At 61.7% G+C, this 18,610-nt stretch carries 17 protein-coding genes; 13 read left to right on the forward strand and 4 right to left on the reverse strand.

Annotated features, from left to right (window positions below; translation table 11 throughout):
- Position 1 precedes the first annotated feature (1 nt).
- A complete protein-coding gene (gene surE, locus RLW55_RS12865) occupies positions 2–766 on the forward strand; it encodes a 5'/3'-nucleotidase SurE (RefSeq protein ID WP_024276096.1) in 765 nt (254 codons plus the stop codon).
- A gap of 298 nt (positions 767–1,064) precedes the next feature.
- On the forward strand, positions 1,065–2,663 hold the full coding sequence (locus tag RLW55_RS12870; RefSeq protein WP_423414408.1) for a LysM peptidoglycan-binding domain-containing protein: 1,599 nt from the start codon (positions 1,065–1,067) through the stop codon (positions 2,661–2,663).
- A gap of 173 nt (positions 2,664–2,836) precedes the next feature.
- Here the strand turns inward: RLW55_RS12870 and RLW55_RS12875 are convergent, their stop codons facing one another.
- Positions 2,837–3,694, reverse strand: coding sequence for an ATP-binding protein (locus RLW55_RS12875; RefSeq protein ID WP_423414409.1), 858 nt, complete (start codon positions 3,692–3,694; stop codon positions 2,837–2,839).
- Between the two features lie 225 nt (positions 3,695–3,919).
- Between RLW55_RS12875 and yajC the strand changes: the two genes are divergently transcribed.
- The 6 genes from yajC (at position 3,920) to RLW55_RS12905 (ending at position 10,848) form a co-directional block, all read left to right on the forward strand.
- Positions 3,920–4,258: a preprotein translocase subunit YajC gene (yajC, locus tag RLW55_RS12880; protein WP_013948293.1), complete on the forward strand. Its 339-nt coding sequence runs from the start codon at positions 3,920–3,922 to the stop codon at positions 4,256–4,258.
- Between the two features lie 110 nt (positions 4,259–4,368).
- Positions 4,369–5,991 (forward strand): protein translocase subunit SecD, encoded by a 1,623-nt coding sequence (secD, locus tag RLW55_RS12885; protein WP_414463096.1) that lies wholly within the window; start codon positions 4,369–4,371, stop codon positions 5,989–5,991.
- A 12-nt stretch (positions 5,992–6,003) separates the two neighbouring features.
- Positions 6,004–6,978 (forward strand): protein translocase subunit SecF, encoded by a 975-nt coding sequence (gene secF, locus RLW55_RS12890; RefSeq protein ID WP_423414410.1) that lies wholly within the window; start codon positions 6,004–6,006, stop codon positions 6,976–6,978.
- Between the two features lie 24 nt (positions 6,979–7,002).
- Complete coding sequence (locus RLW55_RS12895; RefSeq protein ID WP_423414411.1) at positions 7,003–7,380, forward strand: Mth938-like domain-containing protein; 378 nt, start codon at positions 7,003–7,005, stop codon at positions 7,378–7,380.
- Between the two features lie 83 nt (positions 7,381–7,463).
- Positions 7,464–8,297, forward strand: a complete 834-nt coding sequence (locus RLW55_RS12900; protein WP_423414412.1) for a squalene/phytoene synthase family protein — start codon at positions 7,464–7,466, stop codon at positions 8,295–8,297.
- 19 nt (positions 8,298–8,316) lie between these two features.
- Positions 8,317–10,848 carry a hypothetical protein gene (locus RLW55_RS12905; protein WP_423414413.1) on the forward strand — a complete coding sequence of 844 codons (2,532 nt, stop codon included), beginning with the start codon at positions 8,317–8,319 and terminating at the stop codon, positions 10,846–10,848.
- A 67-nt stretch (positions 10,849–10,915) separates the two neighbouring features.
- Here the strand turns inward: RLW55_RS12905 and trmFO are convergent, their stop codons facing one another.
- Together trmFO and RLW55_RS12915 are read right to left on the reverse strand one after the other, a co-directional pair.
- On the reverse strand, positions 10,916–12,349 hold the full coding sequence (gene trmFO, locus RLW55_RS12910) for a methylenetetrahydrofolate--tRNA-(uracil(54)-C(5))-methyltransferase (FADH(2)-oxidizing) TrmFO (RefSeq protein WP_423414414.1): 1,434 nt from the start codon (positions 12,347–12,349) through the stop codon (positions 10,916–10,918).
- Between the two features lie 124 nt (positions 12,350–12,473).
- Positions 12,474–13,838, reverse strand: coding sequence for an Nramp family divalent metal transporter (locus tag RLW55_RS12915; RefSeq protein ID WP_423414415.1), 1,365 nt, complete (start codon positions 13,836–13,838; stop codon positions 12,474–12,476).
- Between the two features lie 250 nt (positions 13,839–14,088).
- On the opposite strand from RLW55_RS12915, the gene RLW55_RS12920 reads away from it, so the two are divergent.
- The 4 genes from RLW55_RS12920 to RLW55_RS12935 all read left to right on the forward strand — a co-directional run bounded on the left by RLW55_RS12920 (position 14,089) and on the right by RLW55_RS12935 (position 16,742).
- Positions 14,089–15,183, forward strand: coding sequence for a DUF2157 domain-containing protein (locus RLW55_RS12920; RefSeq protein WP_423414416.1), 1,095 nt, complete (start codon positions 14,089–14,091; stop codon positions 15,181–15,183).
- Positions 15,180–15,767 (forward strand): GDYXXLXY domain-containing protein, encoded by a 588-nt coding sequence (locus RLW55_RS12925; RefSeq protein ID WP_423414417.1) that lies wholly within the window; start codon positions 15,180–15,182, stop codon positions 15,765–15,767. The genes RLW55_RS12920 and RLW55_RS12925 overlap by 4 nt, the downstream gene beginning before the upstream one ends.
- A gap of 67 nt (positions 15,768–15,834) precedes the next feature.
- The gene (locus tag RLW55_RS12930) at positions 15,835–16,182 is read left to right on the forward strand and encodes a RidA family protein (protein WP_024276090.1); all 348 of its coding nucleotides are present in this window, start codon (positions 15,835–15,837) and stop codon (positions 16,180–16,182) included.
- 206 nt (positions 16,183–16,388) lie between these two features.
- On the forward strand, positions 16,389–16,742 hold the full coding sequence (locus RLW55_RS12935; RefSeq protein ID WP_409560427.1) for a hypothetical protein: 354 nt from the start codon (positions 16,389–16,391) through the stop codon (positions 16,740–16,742).
- Between the two features lie 78 nt (positions 16,743–16,820).
- Here RLW55_RS12935 and RLW55_RS12940 read toward each other — a convergent pair whose 3' ends face one another.
- Complete coding sequence (locus RLW55_RS12940; protein ID WP_423414418.1) at positions 16,821–17,699, reverse strand: DUF937 domain-containing protein; 879 nt, start codon at positions 17,697–17,699, stop codon at positions 16,821–16,823.
- A gap of 281 nt (positions 17,700–17,980) precedes the next feature.
- Here RLW55_RS12940 and RLW55_RS12945 point away from each other — a divergent pair, with 281 nt between their 5' ends.
- Positions 17,981–18,442: a VrrB protein gene (locus RLW55_RS12945; protein ID WP_423414419.1), complete on the forward strand. Its 462-nt coding sequence runs from the start codon at positions 17,981–17,983 to the stop codon at positions 18,440–18,442.
- Positions 18,443–18,610: the final 168 nt, after the last annotated feature.

Genomic DNA, 18,610 nt, shown 5'->3' on the forward strand with positions numbered 1-18,610 from the left:
AATGCGTATCCTCATCACCAACGACGACGGCATCAACGCTCACGGGCTTGAAATTCTAAAAGCGATCGCGCTGGGAATTTCGCCCGATGTCTGGACGGTTGCGCCGGAGACAAATCAATCCGGCACGGCGCACTCGATGACGCTGCACACGCCGCTGCGTCTGCGCAAACTCGACGAGCGCACGCACGCAATCACCGGTACGCCGACCGACTGCGTGATCATGGCCGTTCGTCATATCTTGCTCGATCAGCCGCCGGATCTCATTCTGTCCGGCGTCAATCACGGCTCGAATCTCGCCGAGGATGTGACCTATTCGGGCACTGTTGCTGCTGCGATGGAAGGTGCCATTCTTGGCATTCCCTCGATCGCACTGTCGCTGATGATGGGCTTCGAAGAAGGCGCCCGCCGCGCGCTATGGGATACGCCGCTTGCTCACGCGCCGTCGCTGATCCGGAAGCTTCTTGATGAAAAGTGGGATCCAAAGACGCTCATCAACATCAACTTTCCGGACGCCGCCCCCGATGAAATCAAGGGCGTGGCCGTCACTTCGCAGGGCGTACGCGATCAGGGGCTGCTCGATATCGACAGCCGGATAGATCCCTGGGGCACGCCGTACTTCTGGTTCGGTTTCGAGCGCCGCATGTCGACGCTCGTTCCCGGAACTGATATTGCCGCGATTGCCGAAGGCAAAATTTCCGTCACACCACTGAGCATTGATCTCACCGAATATCGTGCGTTGGACGCGCTGAAGGGCAAGCTGGCCTAAGGCGCTCGTCGCCCGCGCGGCGATACCACTTCAAGCGCAAAAGCCGCGGGTTTGACGAAATCCTTCCGCGAAGTGAGCGCAATTGTCATCTAAGCAGAGAAAACTCGGAAGCGGTGTGCAACGCATCGGTTCCGACGTCTTCGACTTCTCCAAATGGACCGTTCACTCTGTGGGGCAGGGGCGGATGGTTCTCAGCACGACACGACAACTCGGGGCATCGATTTAAAATCGCGCGGCGGTGTTTACCGCCTGTTAACCGGTTAAAGGTTAATAGATGGTGCGAGTAGAGGTGCGTACCATGATGAGTTGTTTTGGCGTTGGCCAGTGCGGTCGCTTGTGCCTCAAGTCCGCGACGGCTTTTTCTCTAATATTCGCAAGCATTTCCATGGCCGGTTGCAGCGCGGATATCACGCGCTTCGACAGTACGTCATTTGCCCTTAACGATCCTCCGGAAACCGGCAGCAATCCGGCGCCGCGAGAATCCGTATACAGTAATTCACTTAGCGATAACCAACCCGTCGAAGGTTCGACACCGCGCGGCCCCTATGGCGCAGGCGCTTCGTCTGTGCAGGTTGCTGCTCTTCCTGATGCGAACAACGACCGCTCTTACGCGCCGCCGCCAGCGTATCGTCAACCGACGTATCAGCAGCCGGCATATCAACAGCCTGCCTATCGCCAGCCGACCTACAACGCGAAGCCGTCTATCCAGCCGCGCAGCGCCAGCGTGCCGTCGCATGGCGCTCCGATTGCCAAGGGCGAAGCTATTGAGGTGCAACCGGGCGACACGCTTTACGGTCTGTCGCGTCGCCATCACGTCTCTCTGGCGGAGCTGACGACACTCAACAATCTGAACAATCCGAACATTCATCCGGGCCAGAAGCTCTATCTTCCGGCTGCCGATGGCGGCGGTTACACACCGCGCTCGAGCGCTGCTGCCGCGAGTGCAGCGGTCGAAGCTGCGCGTCCGGCACCTGTTCCGCTTGCCCAGGCGACGCCCGACGTCGCCGTTCGCTACAATGCGAGCTACACGGTGCAGCCGGGTGACTCTCTCTATGGGATCTCCCGTGCGCACGGCGTGAAATTTTCCGAGCTGCAGCAGGTCAACGGCATCAGCGACCCACGTCGCGTAAAGCCCGGCACCGTCTTGCGCATTCCGGGACGTGGCGGCAACGAAGCACCCGCACGCATGGCCGCCAACACGCCGCCTGCGCCGCCTCTGCCGCCTGCCGCGCCGAGGCAACCTGAGCCGACTGCGCCACCGCCGCCGATCGCCGATGCGCAACCATCCGAACCGCAGCGCTATGGCGAGGCGACGACGACGCAGCCGACGATCATCAATGGCGAGAAGCGTGTCGCATCTCTATCAAATCAGACGAACGACGCATCTCCCGTCGTACCGCCCGTGCAGCCGTCGCCGCCTGAGCGGAAGCCCGAAGCGGCCGCGCAACCCGTTGCGCCTGAGCAGAAGGTCGCCATCGCAGCTCCGCCGCCGTCATCCGGCCTGGCGACGGTCGATAGCGTCAAACTGCGGTGGCCCGCGAGCGGCAAGATCATTGCTGGTTTCGGCAGCCGCCCGGATGGCACGCATAACGACGGCATCAATCTGCAAGTGCCGCTTGGAACGGATGTTCATGCCGCCGAGTCCGGTGTCGTCGCCTACGCCGGCAGCGAGCTCAAGGGCTACGGCAATCTCGTTCTGCTTCGTCACGACAACGGCTGGGTCACGGCATATGCCCATAACGACGAGCTTCTCGTGAAGCGCGGCGACAAGGTCAGGCGCGGACAGGTCATCGCGAAGGCCGGCAAGACCGGCTCGGTTGATCGGCCGCAGCTGCATTTTGAATTGCGTCAAGGTTCGAGGCCGGTTGATCCGATACCGTATCTTGAGAAGCTTTGACGCCACGATCTAGCGCGGGGGCAACGCGCTGGCACAGAGGGAAGCATGGGGGCCGGGTCGCAAGATCCGGCTCTCTTTATTGATTGGCGCTTGCGACTCCGCTGCTGCATAGTCTGCGCTCGGCGGCCGGCGCGCGGAACGCGTGTCGCCGAGCGCCAACTATCGAGCGCCAACTAAATAGAAGTCTTATTCCGGCCTGCCAAATCCTGCACGTATTGCCAGGCGACACGGCCCGAGCGTGCGCCGCGCGTCGTCGCCCATTCGAGCGCATCGCGTTCGAGTTCTGCGTCGCTCACTTTGATGCCGAAATACTCGACATAGGCGCGCACCATCGCGAGGTAATCGTCTTGGCTTGCGTTGTGGAATCCGAGCCAAAGCCCGAAACGATCAGACAGTGAGACTTTCTCTTCCGTCGCTTCGCCCGGATTGATCGCCGTCGCCCGCTCGTTGTCGATCATATCGCGCGGCATCAGGTGCCGCCGGTTCGACGTCGCATAGAACAGCACGTTTTTCGGACGGCCCTCGATACCGCCATCGAGCACGGCCTTAAGCGACTTGTAGCTCGTGTCGTCGTGATCGAACGACAGGTCATCGCAGAACACGATGAACCGGAGAGGGGCCGCCGCCTTGAGCAGAGACAGGCACCTCGGCAGCGAGGCGATATCTTCGCGGTGAATCTCAACAAGCTTCAAACCGCCGCTGATGGCGAGAGCATCCGCATGGGCGGCCTTGACGAGGCTCGATTTGCCCATGCCACGCGCCCCCCAGAGCAGCGCGTTGTTGGCAGGAAACCCGGCTGCAAACCGGCGGGTGTTGTCGAGCAGGATGCCGGCCGTCCGGTCGATGCCTTTCAACAGCTTAAGCGGCACGCCGCTAACCTCCGGCACCGGCTCGAAACTGTTGCTCTCGGCCTGCCAGATGAACGCGTCGGCGGCATCGAAGCTGACGGCGCGCAGCGGCGGCGGGCTCAATCGTTCCAGGGCATCTGCAATTCGCTCCAGAAGCGGGCGGTAGGCGTCGGCATCAGACATCAGGAAATCCAGAAAGGCGAAAACCCGGCTCGCTAGTGGCCGGAAAAACCGTGTTTAATCACTATGAAAGGCCGTGCCAACGCCATTTTGCCGGGGTTTGTGTGGTTGCAAATGGGCCTCGGACCACTATAGTCCGCCCGAATTTGAGGGGCTCTTTCCCCCGGCCCATTGGGTTTCGGGGCGGCAGTGCTTATTTCAATCGCATCAAGAGGACGTTCCTTCGCAATGTTTACGACTCCCGCGTTCGCACAAGCCGCAGGCGCTTCAAGTGCCATGGATCCGCTTGGCGGACTTCTGATCCCCATGCTCCTGATGCTGGCGATCTTCTACTTCCTGTTGATCCGCCCTCAGTCGCAGCGTGCCAAGCAGCTCCGCGAACGCCTGAATGCCGTCCGTCGCGGCGACACGGTCGTTACGTCCGGCGGTATGGTCGGCAAGGTGATCAAGGTCTCCGACACCAGCGACGAGATCGAAGTCGAACTCGCAGACAACCTGAAAGTCCGCATCGTGAAGAGCACATTGATGGAAGTGCGCTCCAAAGGCGAACCCGTCAAAGAAGGCTAAATCTGTCAAAGTCGCAACGTGATCGCGATCGGTCCGTGTGCGAAAAGTAGGATGCGCCCGGTGTGCGGCTGTTGATCCGCACATCGCCTAATGCACGAGATCCGTTTCCGATGCTGCACTTTACCCGCACCAAAGTTTTTCTCATCCTGCTGACCTGTCTCGCCGGGATCTTGGTCGCGATGCCGAACCTCTTCTCGAAAGAGACGGTTGCGTCGTGGCCCTGGTATATCCCGCATAAGCAGATGCCTCTCGGCCTTGACCTGCAAGGCGGCGCGCACTTGCTGCTTGAGATGGATCAGAACGAAATTAAGAAAGATTGGCTGAACAATCTCCGGGATGAATCGCGCAAAGTGCTGCGTGACGCGCGGATCGGGTTCACCGGCATTGGCGCTCAGGGTTCACAGCTCGTCGTGAAGCTTGCAAAGCCTGACGAGCGCGACAAGGCGATCAAGGAACTCTACAAGGTCCGCCAGACGATCGGCAGCGCCGTGCTCGGAACCGGCGGCTACGATGTTGATGTCAGCGAAGGCAGCGATCCCGGCACGATCATTATCAAGCCGACCGAAGCCGGTTTGCGCGCCCGCCTTTCGAATGCTGCCGCTGCGTCGATCGAAACGATCAACCGTCGCGTCAACAATCTCGGCACCTCGGAATCGACCATCGTCCGCCAGGGTACCGATCGTATTTTGATCCAGTTCCCCGGTCTGAAAGACACCAAAGAACTGAAAGCGCTCATCGGTGAAACTGCGAAGCTGACGTTCCACGAAGTCAATCCGTCGATGTCCGCTGACGAAGCCCAGCAGACCAGCATTCCGACGGGCTACAAGATTTATCCCGCCGACAAGGACGACGGCGGTCCGCGTTCCTATTTGTTGCGCGAAACGCCGGTGGTGCAGGGTGAAGACCTCGCCGACGCCCAGCCGGGCTTCGACAGCCGCACCGGCGAACCCGTCATCAACTTCCGCTTCAATCAGGTTGGCGCGCGTAAGTTTGCGAACTTCACGAAAGACAATGTCGGCCGTCCGTTCGCCATCGTGCTCGACGACAAGGTTCTCTCTGCGCCTGTCATCCGCGAGCCGATTCTCGGTGGTTCCGGCCAGATTTCCGGTAACTTCACCGTCGAAAGTTCGACCCGTCTCGCCGTTCAGCTCCGCTCGGGTTCGCTGCCCACGAAGTTGACCATCGTCGAAGAACGTACGGTCGGCCCGTCGCTCGGCGCTGACTCCATCGCCGACGGTAAGCTGGCCGGCACGATTGGCGGCATCGCTGTCGTCGTCCTGACCATTCTTGCGTATGGGACGTTCGGCATTTTTGCCTGTGTCGGCCTCATCGTGCATTTGATCATGACGGTGGCTTTGATGACGCTCATCGGTTCGACGCTGACGTTGCCCGGCATCGCTGGTCTCGTTCTTGGCGTCGCGATGGCTGTCGACGCTAACGTTCTGATCTATGAGCGTATCCGCGAAGAACTGCGCACCGGCAAGACGCCGGTTGCAGGCATCGACGCCGGCTTCCAGCGCGCCTTCGTGACGATCGCCGATAGTCAGCTGACGACGCTGGCTTGCGCCATCATCATGTTCTGGCTCGGCTCCGGTCCGATCCGCGGCTTCGCTGTCACGCTCACAATCGGCATTCTGACTTCGATCTTCGCGTCTGTGACGGTCGTGCGAATGCTCATCTGGTTCTGGCTCAGGGCCCAGCCCAAGGGCCGCATTCAGACCGTTCCGGTCTAGGAGACGCCTTCCGTGTTGATGAAACTCATTCCCGTCTTCAAGGGCGTCGACTTCTTCCCGCACGACCTTCGCTTGCCCTTCATGAAGTTCAAGGGCCCGGCGCTCGCGGCGTCGATCATCGCCATGCTGATCTCCCTGGCGCTCTGCATGACGCTTGGCTTGAACTATGGCGTGGACTTCAAGGGCGGCTCTCTTGTCGAGCTGAAGACGAAATCCGGAAAAGCCGATATCAGCGCACTGCGCGAGAAGCTTAACGGCCTCGGGCTCGGCAACGTGCAGATTCAGGAGTTCGGTACCCCGGACGACGTTCTCGTCCGCCTCGAAGAGCAGCCCGGCGGTGAAGCCGCTCAGCAGGAAGCTCTGAAAAAGGTGACTGCGGCGACGGATGCCGACTATGTCCAACGGCGCGTCGAAGTTGTCGGCCCGGCTGTTTCGAGCGAACTCCGCATGACCGGCTTTATCGCCGTCGCGGCCGGCATTCTCGCCATCGTCGCCTACGTCTGGTTCCGCTTCGAATGGCAGTTCGCGCTCGGCGCCGTCGTCGCGTTGACGCACGACGTGCTGGTTACGGCGGGTATATTCTCGCTGTTCCGGTTCGAATTCGATCTCTCGACCGTGGCAGCACTTCTGACCATTCTTGGCTATTCGGTGAACGACACCGTCGTCGTCTCGGACCGCATCCGCGAAAACCTGCGCAAGTATAAGAAGATGGAGCTCAACGAGCTTTTGAATCTCTCGATCAACGAGACGCTGTCGCGCACGATCCTGACGGGCGCCACCGCGGTCGCAGTGTTGCTTTCCCTCTATATCTTCGGCGGCGAGGTGATCCGCAGCTTCAACCTTGCGATGCTCTTGGGTGTCGTCATTGGCACCTACTCGTCGATCTTCATCGCCGCGCCGCTGTTGGGCTACCTCGGCGTCAAGCGCGACTGGAGCGATGCTGCCGCAAAGGCGATGGCTACGACGAAGTCGAAGGCCAAGGCTTAAGGTCGAAAGCAGGGCGGCGCCGTCATGACACGCGACGTCGCCCGCTATCCCTACGAGACGCCGATAACCGCGTATGGCAACGGCGGCTTTCGGTTCGCCGACATGAGCCATCGCGGCTCAGTCCTGTGTCTGCCGTCGGGTGTCTGGGCATGGCAGGCGACGAGCGTCGACACACTTACCGGCAGCGATATTGCATTCCTTCTGAACCTCGTTGAGCCGCCGATCACCGTGCTGTTCGGGACAGGCGAGAAGCAGCTCTGGCCCAAACCGGAAATCTACGAAGCGTTCGCCAAAGCGGGCATCGGTCTGGAGCCGATGTCGACAGGGTCAGCGGCCCGCACCTACAACATTCTGATCGCCGAAAAACGCCCAATTGCAGCAGCACTGATCGCCGTTCCCTGAGACGTCTCCATCATCCGGCCGCGCAGAGATTGAGTCAGGATGCTATTTACGCCCCGTAGTCTCCATCGAGCGGAAGCAACCGCGTGACCGACGCCGTAGCAACGACAGCATCCTTCGACACGGTGCGCACGAGCGCCCGCACCCACGCGCCCGACCGCTTCTATGCGGCGCTTTTTGCGCCTGCTGCCGCCCGCGATGACTTGATCGCGCTCGCAGCCTTCACCGGCGAAATCGAGCGCATCTCGCGTCAGGTGAGCGAAGCTATGCTCGGCGAAATCCGTGTTGCGTGGTGGCGCGACGCCTTTCTTAGCCGCGGCGAGAGCGGCCGTTCCGGCAATCCCGTTCTCGACGCCTTCGCCGAGGTCATCCGCCACCGCTCCCTGTCGCTAGGGCGGATTGAGAGCTATCTGGAGGCCCATGCAGATGCGCTCTACGCGGAGCAACCGGCGTCCGACCAGGATCTCATCGCCCGCCTACGCATCATCGACGGCACGCCGTTTTTACTCGCGGGCGCGATCCTTGGCGTTGACCTTGATGAGGCGCTCGTTGATGCCGCCGCCCGCGCGTCGGGCTTTGCCCGGCTCGGGATCGAACTGCCCTATGCACTGATGCACGGCCGCGCGCCCCTGCCGATGCCCAGATCGCCGAACCCTTATGATCAAAAAGAGGTGACCGACTGGCGTCCGCAAATCGCCTGGATGGCGGCAGAAGGCAGGCGCGGACTTGCCGACGTGCGGCGTCATCTCACGGGCAAACCAAGGCTATTTACGACCGCGCTTTTGCCGCTTGCCCTCGTCGAGCCCTATTTTCGCGCTTTGCAAAGGCCTCGGCATGAGCCGGCGCGCGAAATCGTAGACGTCGCGCCGATGGCTCGATTGTGGCGTATCGCACGCGCGCAGTGGTCCGGCCGCATTTGACGGCCGACGAAGAGGGCTGATGGCATCGATGTTGAAACGGGGGCTGCGAGCGATCGCAGCGGGGCTGTTCCTTCCGCTGGCTTGCATCATTGCAGGACTTGCAATGCCGGGCCGCGCCGAGGCTGCACCTACGATTACGTGGCGTATCGAAAATCCGTTCCGCTTCTTCATCGACCCAAACGACACCAACGCCCATCGCGAGACCTACCGTTCATTGGGACCGCGCGAAAAAACGACGCCGATCCTCTCAGAAGAGCATTCCCTTCAGCGAGACGATCGCGACGGCTGGGCCGCGTCGATGTTCGACAAGACCTGCTGGAGCAACAATCGCTTCAAGTGCAAAGCCTACGACGATTACATCAATCCGACACATCATGCCGTCATCGCCAAAATTTCCGGCATCGACAGCCCGTCGATGCTGTCGTGCACATGGCTGTCGGCGCCTCGCGGCGACACCAAGAATCCGCGCGGGGACGCCATCACGCAGCCGTGCAGCGAGCCCGCGCGCTTCGTGGTGCCGTATCCGGGCAGCGCAATGGTGACCGTCCAAATCGGCGGCCGTCAGATCGCGCAGATCGACATCAAGGTGCGCGACATTCTAATCGCCGGGATGGGCGATAGCTTCGCGTCGGGTGAGGGCAATCCCGATATGCCGGTGCGTTTCTCACGCGAGCGAACGGCCGACTACAGCACGCTGGGTATGTACGCCAGCTTGACGGGCTATCCTGCTCGTATCGGGCCGTGGAAAGAGTTGGGCGACGCCGCCTTCATCAAGGAAAATGCCCGCTGGCTCGACCAGGCCTGTCACCGCTCGCTCTATTCCGAGCAGCTTCGCACGTCGCTTCAGCTCGCCATCGAAGACCCGCATCGCGCCGTCACCTTTGTCGGCGTCGCTTGTGCCGGCGCCGAGATCACGGACGGCCTTTTCTTGCGTTACAAGGGCAACGAATGGGTGCCCAACCCGCCACGCTATTCGCAGCTTTCAGCCGTCGCCGAAGCGCAATGCGGAAAGAGCAAAACCCAGTTGGTCAAGCTCACCGAAGCCTACGACCAGAACGGCGCGGTGCCGGAGCTACAGGATCTGATCATGCATCAGTGTCCACAGGATTCCGCGCGCAAGATCGACCTCGTATTGCTCTCCATAGGCGGCAACGACATCGGCTTCTCTCGCATTCTTGCGAACACGGTGCTCTCCAACGAGTCCCTGCTGCGCGAGCTTGGTGGCTGGCTCGGTGAAATTCATAGCGACGCCGAAATCTCGACCGCGCTTCAGAACCTCGGACCCCGCTATAAGGCGCTCAATCGCGCCATCCACGCGCTGCTCTACGTGCCGTGGGAGGAAAGCGATCGCATTTTGCTCGTCGCATATCCGGGCCTCGCGCTGCAAGGTGACGGCAGTCAGATCTGCGCCAGCGGCAATGCCGGCATGGACGTCGTGCCTGATTTTCAGCTCGATCGGACGAGGCTGAAGCTCGCGATGTGGTTCGCCGACAAGCTCAATCGTCAGATGCGGGATAGCGCGCAAGAGTTCGGCTGGACCTACGTCGAAACGCATCGCCGCGACTTCATCGGCCGCAGCATCTGCGCGGGCCTTAGCGTCGAAGGCGTCAGCGAAGTCGACGATCTACGCCTTCCGCGCAAGCTAGATGGCATGTGGACGCCCTACAACCCGGCTGACTATCGGCCCTATGCCGCCCGCCAGCGCTGGTTCCGCACGCCGAACGATGCCTTCATGACCGGCAACTTCCACGCCGCCGCCGGCTTCCTGACGAACTATCTGAAGATCGAACCGTTCGCGCCCTTCCAGGCGATCCTCGCCTCGACCTATTCAGGCGCCTTCCATCCGACTGCGGAAGGACAGGCTGCCATCGCCGACGCTGTGGCGGACAAGGCGAGGGCCATTCTCGCGAAATACGGCGACGGTCCTGACGCTGCGACGGCAACGGGCTATACCGTGCCGCCGCCAGTCGTCGCCGCACCGCCTGTCGCCGAGCCGAACGTCGAGATCCCGGACGTCAAATCGGTCCTGTCGAAAAGCCCTGCGGGCAGCGGAGGCGCGGTCACCGGTGCAATTCCGCCGGCCGCGACGGCACCCGCGCCGTTCGACGATAACGACATCGGCGCACCCGATCCCGAGGATACGCCGAAACCGATGGAAACGATTGGCGTGACATCCGGGCCGCCGGGCAGCGAGCCCCCTCCCGCGACCACTCCGAGCATCGGCACGCCAAGCATCACGGTACCGAGCACCGCCGCCGCGACGCCGGCCGAAGTGCCTGGCCAGACCATCGAACTGAGGCGCTCGGCCATTCCGGCCCCGGCGGCACCAACGGCGGCACCGCCGAATGCACCCGCTCCCGTCGCGACGACTGTGACGCCCGCAGAGAGCACGCTGCCACCTGTTGCCGCGCCCGCCGCGGGCCAAGCTCCCGCTGTCTCGCAATCGCCTCCGGCTGCTGTCGAAAGCAAGCCGCTTGCGCCGCCCGCTCCGTCAGCGCCCGCCGCCGATGATGAGTTCGCGCCCAAGCCGTTCGCGCCGGCAGGCCAATAGTGGCTCTGCCAATTCCCCCTTGCGGGGAGGGGGCAGGGGCAGGTTCGCTTCGGTAAGGAAGACGATTTTACGCCGACTTCTTCACGGCCGCATCGTCGCTAAGCCACAGAGCGAGATCGGCAAGCGCTCGTCGCGACATGAGCCGCTTCTTCTCGCGTCCGCGCTCCGGTCCCTTGAGCTTCTGTCCGCTCTTATCGTGTGTCGGATTGGCGTCGAGATCCGGCAGCAGGCCGTAGTTGATGTTCATCGGCTGGAATGATCGCGCCGCGCCACGCTCGCCGTCATCAACGCTAAGATGGCCGCCCGTGATGTGATCGAGGAGCGCCCCAAGCGCCGTCGTCGGTGGGGGTGCAGCGGCGGCGACGCCGACTGCATCGGCTGCCGCGAACCGCCCCGCGAGCAAGCCGATGGCGGCGCTCTCGATGTATCCCTCGACGCCGGTCACCTGTCCCGCAAAGCGCAGCCTCGGCATCGCTTTGAGACGCAGCGAGCGGTCGAGAAGCTTCGGCGAATTGAGATACGTATTGCGATGCAGGCCGCCAAGTCGTGCAAACTCGGCATTCTCCAGGCCGGGGATCATCCGGAAGATGCGCACCTGTTCGGCGTGCTTCAGCTTGGTCTGGAAGCCAACCATGTTCCACAGCGTGCCGAGCGCATTATCTTGCCGAAGCTGTACGACGGCATACGGCCAACGCCCCGTGCGCGGATCATCGAGCCCGACCGGCTTCATCGGCCCATAGCGCAGCGTATCGCGTCCGCGCTCGGCCATCACTTCGACGGGCAGGCAGCCGTCGAAGTAGGGGGTCGAAGCCTCCCACTCTTTAAAGACCGTTTTTTCGCCCGCCAGAAGGGCATCGACGAAGGCATTGTACTCGTCCTTCGACATCGGACAGTTGAGATAGTCAGCGCCCGTGCCCGCCGGTCCCGCCTTGTCGTAGCGTGACTGGAACCATGCAATCGACGTGTCGATGGAATCGCGATGAATGACCGGCGCGATGGCATCGAAGAAGGCAAGCGAGTCTTCGCCGGTCAGCTTGCCGAGTGCTGCGCTTAGCGATGGCGACGTCAGCGGCCCCGTGGCGATGACGACGTTATCCCAATCTTCGGGCGGCAATCCTTCGATCTCGCCGCGTTCGATGGTGACAAGCGGATTGGCAGAAAGCCTTGCCGTGACTTCCGCGGAAAATGCATCGCGATCGACAGCCAGCGCGCCACCGGCAGGCAGCTTGTGTGCGTCGGCCGCCGCCATGATGAGCGAGCCCGCGCGGCGAAGCTCTTCATGTAAAAGTCCGACGGCGTTGTTTTCCCAGTCGTCCGACCGAAACGAGTTCGAGCAGACAAGTTCAGCGAAACCGTCCGTCTTGTGGGCTTCGGTCGAGCGCATTGGCCGCATCTCGTGCAGCACGACGGGCGTGCCCGTCGCTGCGATCTGATGGGCGGCTTCCGATCCGGCAAGTCCGGCGCCAATAACGTGAACAACAGATGAGCGAACGGTCTGCACGGCGGTCCTTCGGACGTGGAATGAGGATGGGTTCGTCGGCCGAAGGGGGGCAGGGGTAGCCCGGCATCGTCAGCCTGACGCGCCTTCTTACGCGTGGGCGCGGCGCAAGGCAAATCACGCGCAATTAGCCGATGAAATAGTCGTAAACCAGCTTCGCGTTGAGAATGACGATGGTGGCCGCGATCACGACGGCCACGGCCGTCAGCCAGCGCGGCGCAACGAGGTCGCCGAGCTTGCCGCGGCTCGCCGTGAATTGCACGAGCGGGATCACGGCAAACGGCAGCTGCAGGCTTAGGACGACCTGTGTCAGGATCAGAAGTTTACCCGTCTCCGCTTCCCCGTAGAGCAGCGTCACGCCTGCGGCTGGAAGCAGTGCAACGGACCGTGTAATCAACCGGCGCACCCAGGGCGCCAGCCTGATGTGCAGGAAACCTTCCATTACCGTCTGTCCGGCAAGTGTCGCAGTGACGGTCGAATTCAAACCGCAACAGAGCAGCGCGATGCCAAACAGCGTCGGCGCGATGGCCGAGCCGAGGAGGGGATGCAGCAGCGATTGCGCTTCGCTGAGTTCGACCACGTTTGTCTTGCCGGCCGTATAGAACGCCGCCGCCGCGAGGATCAAGATCGAAGCATTGATGAGCAGCGCGAGACACAGTGCCAGCGTCGAGTCGATCGTCGCAAACTTGAGGGCTTCATGCTTCTGTTCCGACGTCGTGCCGTAGTCGCGTGTCTGCACGATCGCGGAATGCAGATAGAGATTATGCGGCATTACTGTCGCGCCGATGATGCCGAGCGCGAGATAGAGCATCTCGGGGTTTTTCAAAATTTCCGTCGTCGGCGCAAAGCCGCGAATCACGGCGCCCCATTCCGGATCGGCCATGGCGATCTGTACCGCAAAGCAGATGGCGATGACCCCCAGCATCGTAATGATGAAAGCTTCGAGATAGCGAAAGCCGAGCCGCTGCAACAACAGTACGACGAAAACGTCGAGCGCCGTCAGCAGCACGCCGATTTCGAGCGGTATGCCGAACAGCAGGTTGAGGCCGATGGCCGTACCAATGACTTCCGCTACGTCGGTCGCGATGATGGCGATCTCGGCGAACAGCCATAGCGGATAAGCCGCCCACTGCGGATAGCCATCACGGCAGGCCTGCGCGAGATCGCGCCCCGAGCCGATTGCAAGGCGCGCGCACAGCGACTGCAAAACAATCGCCATGATGTTCGAAAGTAGCGCAACGAAAAGCAGGGCATAGCCGAATTTCGAGCCGCCTGCGATCGAAGTCGCCCAATTGCCCGGATCCATGTACCCGACGGCGACCATGTAGCCGGGGCCGAAAAACGCCGCGAGGCGCCGCCAGCTGGTGTTGTGGTCTGAGACACGGACAGTGCGAAAAACATCCGATAAGGATGGATCTTTAGCCGGACTGCGCCATGTTCCCTGATTGGGACGTTCAGATACTGTCGATGTCGGTTCTGCGCGGGCGTCCACGATCCATCCTGCTGTTGTCGCAAATGACAATCATTTGCAACTAGAGTGGTCGAGAAGCGTGGCCCCGTCAAGGCCTGCACAACTCTCTATCCTGTGACAAATTTGAAAATAAGAGCGAAATTGCGGATAATTGCAGCGAGCGTTACGCAACGACCGGCAACCACGAGACCGCCGCACTCTGGTCAACGGATTGTCGGCGTGCTCTTCAATCTCATAGCTAAAACGTATGTCGCTCCGGTGAAGAGACGAAATGTGGTCCCCTTACAAAAGACGCCTTCTCCGTGATCTTGATCGTTGGCAGTCGAACGGCTGGCTGAGCACCGAAGGGCGTGCGGCGATCGCTGCGGACGTTGAGAACGGTGCGTACGCCTTCAATTTGGCGTCGGCGCTTGGAATTCTGGCGAGCGTCCTGTTCGGCTTTGCGGCGCTGTCGTTCGTTGCGGCTCACTGGGAGGACGTTCCGCGCCTGGCGCGCCTCGCGCTGCTGCTGGCGTCGATCTGGGCAGGCTATGGCCTCGCCGGTTGGTTCGGCACGCGCGGACAACCCTACCTGGCAGACGCGGCCGTTCTGTTTTCCGCGGGCATGTTTGGCGCTAGCATCATGCTTGTCAGCCAGATGTACCACATCGCAGGCGACCCGTTGGATGGCCTTCTGCTGTGGTGGATAGGAACGCTGGTATCGGGCGTCGCGCTGCGCTCCAATCCGGCGCTGGCCCTGACGATGATCCTCGTCTGTGTCTGGTCGTCGATGCATGTCTCGGCAAGTGGCGACGTGCACTGGCCGTTTTTGATCGGCTGGGGCTTGGTGACGATGGCGTTCGTTTGGCAGCGCTGGTGGCCAGGGCTGCATCTGTCTGCTCTGACGCTGACGGTCTTCATCGTGTCGCTCGGCTACCTGATGGGACACGGGCATTCGCACGATCTCGTCGCCATCATCGGCGTGCTGGCAGCGCTGGGTTTCGTCGGCCTCGAAAAAAGCAGGCCCGATCTCGGACACATCGTAGCGCCCTTATTCGTCTATGCGATTGCCATCACCTTCGCCGGGCTGTTCGCACTGCAATTTTTTGAAAGTCCATCGGTCGGGCGGCTCATCGTGCTCGCGATTATCACGCTCGTACTGCTGATCGCCGCCATTTCGCATGCGCTATCGACGGGCAATCGCGGCGCGCTTTGGCTCGGATACATCGCGTTCTCAATTGAAATTCTGGCGCTCTACGGCCAAACCGTGGGCTCGATTCTCGGCACGTCGCTCTTCTTCTTGATTGCGGCCCTGATCGTTGCGGCGCTCGCGTATGCAGCACTCCGCTTGGCCCGCAGAAGCACGACCGGAGGCCTGCCCGCATGATCGCCACCGGCAAATGGATGTGGCCGCTTCTCGGCGGCGTCGCGCTTCTTCAATCGGCGGCGCTGTTCAACATGATCCACGAGCGCGACCGCCTTTTGAAGTCGGGCCGCGAGGTGACCTTGGCGGTTCAGCCGCTCGACCCCCGCGATATCTTCCGCGGTGATTACGTGACGCTCGGCTACGACATCAGCCAGATCAAGACTTCGGCCACCGCAAGCGATCCTGTATTCACCGGCTTTGTGCCGGGCGGCGAAGTCTTCGTGACGCTGTCGGCAAAGCCTGAAGGTGGATGGCTGGTCAGCCACGTCAGCACCGTCTTTCCGCCGAAACTGGCGGCCGGAGATCTCGTGCTGAAGGGCAAGGTGCAATCGGCCTGGACAACCCAGAACCCGCCCGAAACCAACGCCAGCGTCCGTTACGGGATCGAGCAGTACTTCGTGCCCGAAGGTACGGGCATCGATCTGGAAAAGAAGGTCCGAGACCACAAAATCGAGGCGATCGTCGCAGTTGGCACCGACGGCACCGCGGCGCTCAAAGGTCTCGTCATCGACGGCGAGCGGCACGAAGACCCACCGCTGCTTTGAGGCTTCTGGCCGGAGCGGGCGCCTGCTATGAGGCGCCGGCAATCCATCCGCATACAGGAGACCTCAAGTGACCGTTACCCGCTACGAAACCTCCCCCGTCTATTCGAAGGTCACGGAGGCCAACGGCTTCGTCTTTACCGCCGGTGTCATCCCGACCGACCTTTCCAAGGATGTCGAAGGCCAGACCGCCGAAGTTCTGGCCGAAATTGACCGCCTGCTGGCGCTTGCCGGTACCGGCAAGGCGAAAATCGTGCAGGCGACTGTCTGGCTCAGCGACATCCGCAGCCGCGACGGCATGAACAAGGCCTGGAGCGCATGGCTCGGCGGCGAAGGCGCTCCGGCGCGCGCTTGCGTCGAGGCCAAGGTCATCGACCCGCGCATGCTCGTTGAAATCTCGGTCGTCGCCGTGAAGTAAAAGACAGCCAAACTCGGGCGCAGAAATAGAGCTTGTCCAAATTGCGAAACGCGTTGGCGACGTAGGACAAGAAAGCTGTGCCCGGATTGCCTCTCTCCTCCAATTTCTTTTCTCTCCCTTCGACAAAGCTTTCTGAACGGCTGTTGAATCTGCGAAATAGCCGGAATGGGGAACTAGCCCCCATTAGTCTTCGGAGACGGGAACAGATGAATCGGTTCGGATGGGTGAAGCCGGCGCTCGCCGCCGCTGTAGTTGTGGCCTGCGCAGTTCCTGCGCTCGCGGATGAGACGGGATTAGCCGCAATTCACGCGCAGCAGCGCGAACGTGGCAACAAGACATGCTTCGTTGATCACTACCACTACGGTTCAAGCTCGGGCCGAGCCACGAAAAAGGCAGCAATCGCTTCCGCGATCAAGTCGTGGGCGGACTTCACCGACTTTGAATATGGTTCGACTTGGGCGCACTGGGGTCTGGCTTCGAGCAAGACTGTTACCTGCTCAGGCGGCGACGGCTCATGGGGCTGCGATATTAACGCTCGCCCGTGCCGCAAGGGCCGCTGACACTTCTGCATTTCGCCAATCTATCAAAGGGCCGGCCTTCGGGGCGGCCCTTTGCATGTAGGGGGGCTTTTCCCCGCGTTATCGCCGACTAAGTGCGCCCGCGAGAACCCGCCGGACCAGCGAGACGATCCAGCGGACGAGAAACAGCTTGATCATCGTCCCGACGACGCCGCTGTTCGACCCGAGCAGATTGCCCAGGATCGACCGGATGACGCTCTCCAGCGAGCCGCCGTCCGGGCCCGGCACGCGCTCGCCCCCGCGACGGACGATATCGGGCAATCGGCTATACGGATTATCGTCCTGACCCGGTTGGGGGTAGCGATTGCGACGTCCGACGCCCGGTATCGTGTCGCCAGGTACCGGCAGCGGATTGCCGGCATCGATCGGCCCGCGTGAGGCGCTGGATGCCGGTCCGCTTGGCAGATCGGACGAGGAATTGGAGTTCGACCCCCTGGGCGGGAAAATATCTCCCGGTAGCGGCAAGGGGCTGCCGCCTGCACCGCCAAATCCCGGAAGACTTCCCGCGACCTTGGCGATCGCCGGGCCCGATTGCCGCTGCAATTCGCCGACCATCAGATTAGCGACCACCGGCAGCAACTTCTGGACCGTTATCGGATCGAGCCCGGTCATCCGCGCCGTGCGCTGGGCGATGCCCCGGCTCACATGTTTGCTGCCGATAAGCACGTCGAGGATGTCGTCGCCGTCCGCAGCGACCCCCGAGGTGGCAAGCGCATCAGGACGCGTAAGCGCTCGCTGCGCTGCCGGGGCTGTCACCAGCGACACGACATCGGCCACCCCCCCGCGGGACAGCATGGCGCGTTGGATCCGAGCGCTGAGCTCATCGGTAAGCAGCTGTACAGCCTCGGCCGCCTTTTGTTCGTCGATACCGAAAGCTGAGGCAACATTTGAGATGAGCTGCTGTCCCTCGGCACTCCGCAGACTGTTTTCGATCGTCACGCCCCGCCTCCGGTCGCTAAAGCGAATATCGAGCTTAACTATCACGGCTCGCGCTGCCTGACAGCAGGCGCGAAAAGACCGTGCGACGCACAACGAAAATGCGATCAGACATTCATCGGCTGTTCACAACAAACGGAACTTAATCCGCCTCAGGTCGAGACAATTTGCGATGTGTCTGTGAGGTTCGTGAAACGTGCGCGAACTCACGAGCGTTTGAAGTTCGCCGGCCCTGGGTCGATCCCATAGCCGTCCGAGGGCGACTGTCCCTTATGGAGAGACCAATGCGAAAACTTGTCATGAGTTTATCCGTTCTCGCCGGACTCTTTTTTGCGGGAACACTCCCGGCTTCTGCCAACGCTGCAGCCGGCTTGACGGCCATGCATGTCGACAAGGCCTCAAGCGTTGTCACCAAGACGGGTTGGCGTCGTGGCGGTTGGGGCCACCGAGGCTGGGGGTGGCATCGCGGCTGGCGCCGAGGCTGGGGCTGGCGTCGTCGCTGGTGGGGACCCGGCTACTACGGATACGGCTGGCCCTATTATTACGGTGGCTACTACCCGAGCTATTATTACGGCGGCTACTACGGCGGCCCGTATTATGGCTATCGCCGTTGGTATGGGCCCGGCTGGCGCTATCGCCATTGGCGCGGTGGCTACTGGGGACACCGCGGCTACTGGCGCGGCGGGCGCTGGGGCCATCGCGGATGGCGCGGCGGCTGGGGCCACCGTGGTCATTGGCGCCGCTGATTCGCTAGCGTCTGCTGCTAGCTCCTGTCAGGCGAACGTTCGAATGCGGCTCGCGCGGGTCTCCCGTCCGGGCCGCTTCTTTTTGGGACGGGAGTACGTCTCGCACGAGTTGCAACCCTGCGACACTTTTGGCATGGTCCGCCGACCAAAACCGATACTGCAACAATC

The sequence above is a fragment of the Hyphomicrobium sp. B1 genome, from assembly GCF_049532635.1.
Lineage (GTDB): Bacteria > Pseudomonadota > Alphaproteobacteria > Rhizobiales > Hyphomicrobiaceae > Hyphomicrobium_B.

What these genes read in the sequence shown, in the direction of transcription:
- surE (WP_024276096.1), top strand. Translation starts at nt 2, where the DNA reads ATGCGTATCCTCATCACCAACGACGACGGCATCAACGCTCACGGGCTT.
- RLW55_RS12870 (WP_423414408.1), top strand. Translation starts at nt 1,065, where the DNA reads ATGATGAGTTGTTTTGGCGTTGGCCAGTGCGGTCGCTTGTGCCTCAAG.
- RLW55_RS12875 (WP_423414409.1), bottom strand. Translation starts at nt 3,694, where the DNA reads ATGTCTGATGCCGACGCCTACCGCCCGCTTCTGGAGCGAATTGCAGAT.
- yajC (WP_013948293.1), top strand. Translation starts at nt 3,920, where the DNA reads ATGTTTACGACTCCCGCGTTCGCACAAGCCGCAGGCGCTTCAAGTGCC.
- secD (WP_414463096.1), top strand. Translation starts at nt 4,369, where the DNA reads ATGCTGCACTTTACCCGCACCAAAGTTTTTCTCATCCTGCTGACCTGT.
- RLW55_RS12895 (WP_423414411.1), top strand. Translation starts at nt 7,003, where the DNA reads ATGACACGCGACGTCGCCCGCTATCCCTACGAGACGCCGATAACCGCG.
- RLW55_RS12905 (WP_423414413.1), top strand. Translation starts at nt 8,317, where the DNA reads ATGGCATCGATGTTGAAACGGGGGCTGCGAGCGATCGCAGCGGGGCTG.
- RLW55_RS12920 (WP_423414416.1), top strand. Translation starts at nt 14,089, where the DNA reads ATGTGGTCCCCTTACAAAAGACGCCTTCTCCGTGATCTTGATCGTTGG.
- RLW55_RS12925 (WP_423414417.1), top strand. Translation starts at nt 15,180, where the DNA reads ATGATCGCCACCGGCAAATGGATGTGGCCGCTTCTCGGCGGCGTCGCG.
- RLW55_RS12935 (WP_409560427.1), top strand. Translation starts at nt 16,389, where the DNA reads ATGAATCGGTTCGGATGGGTGAAGCCGGCGCTCGCCGCCGCTGTAGTT.
- RLW55_RS12945 (WP_423414419.1), top strand. Translation starts at nt 17,981, where the DNA reads ATGCGAAAACTTGTCATGAGTTTATCCGTTCTCGCCGGACTCTTTTTT.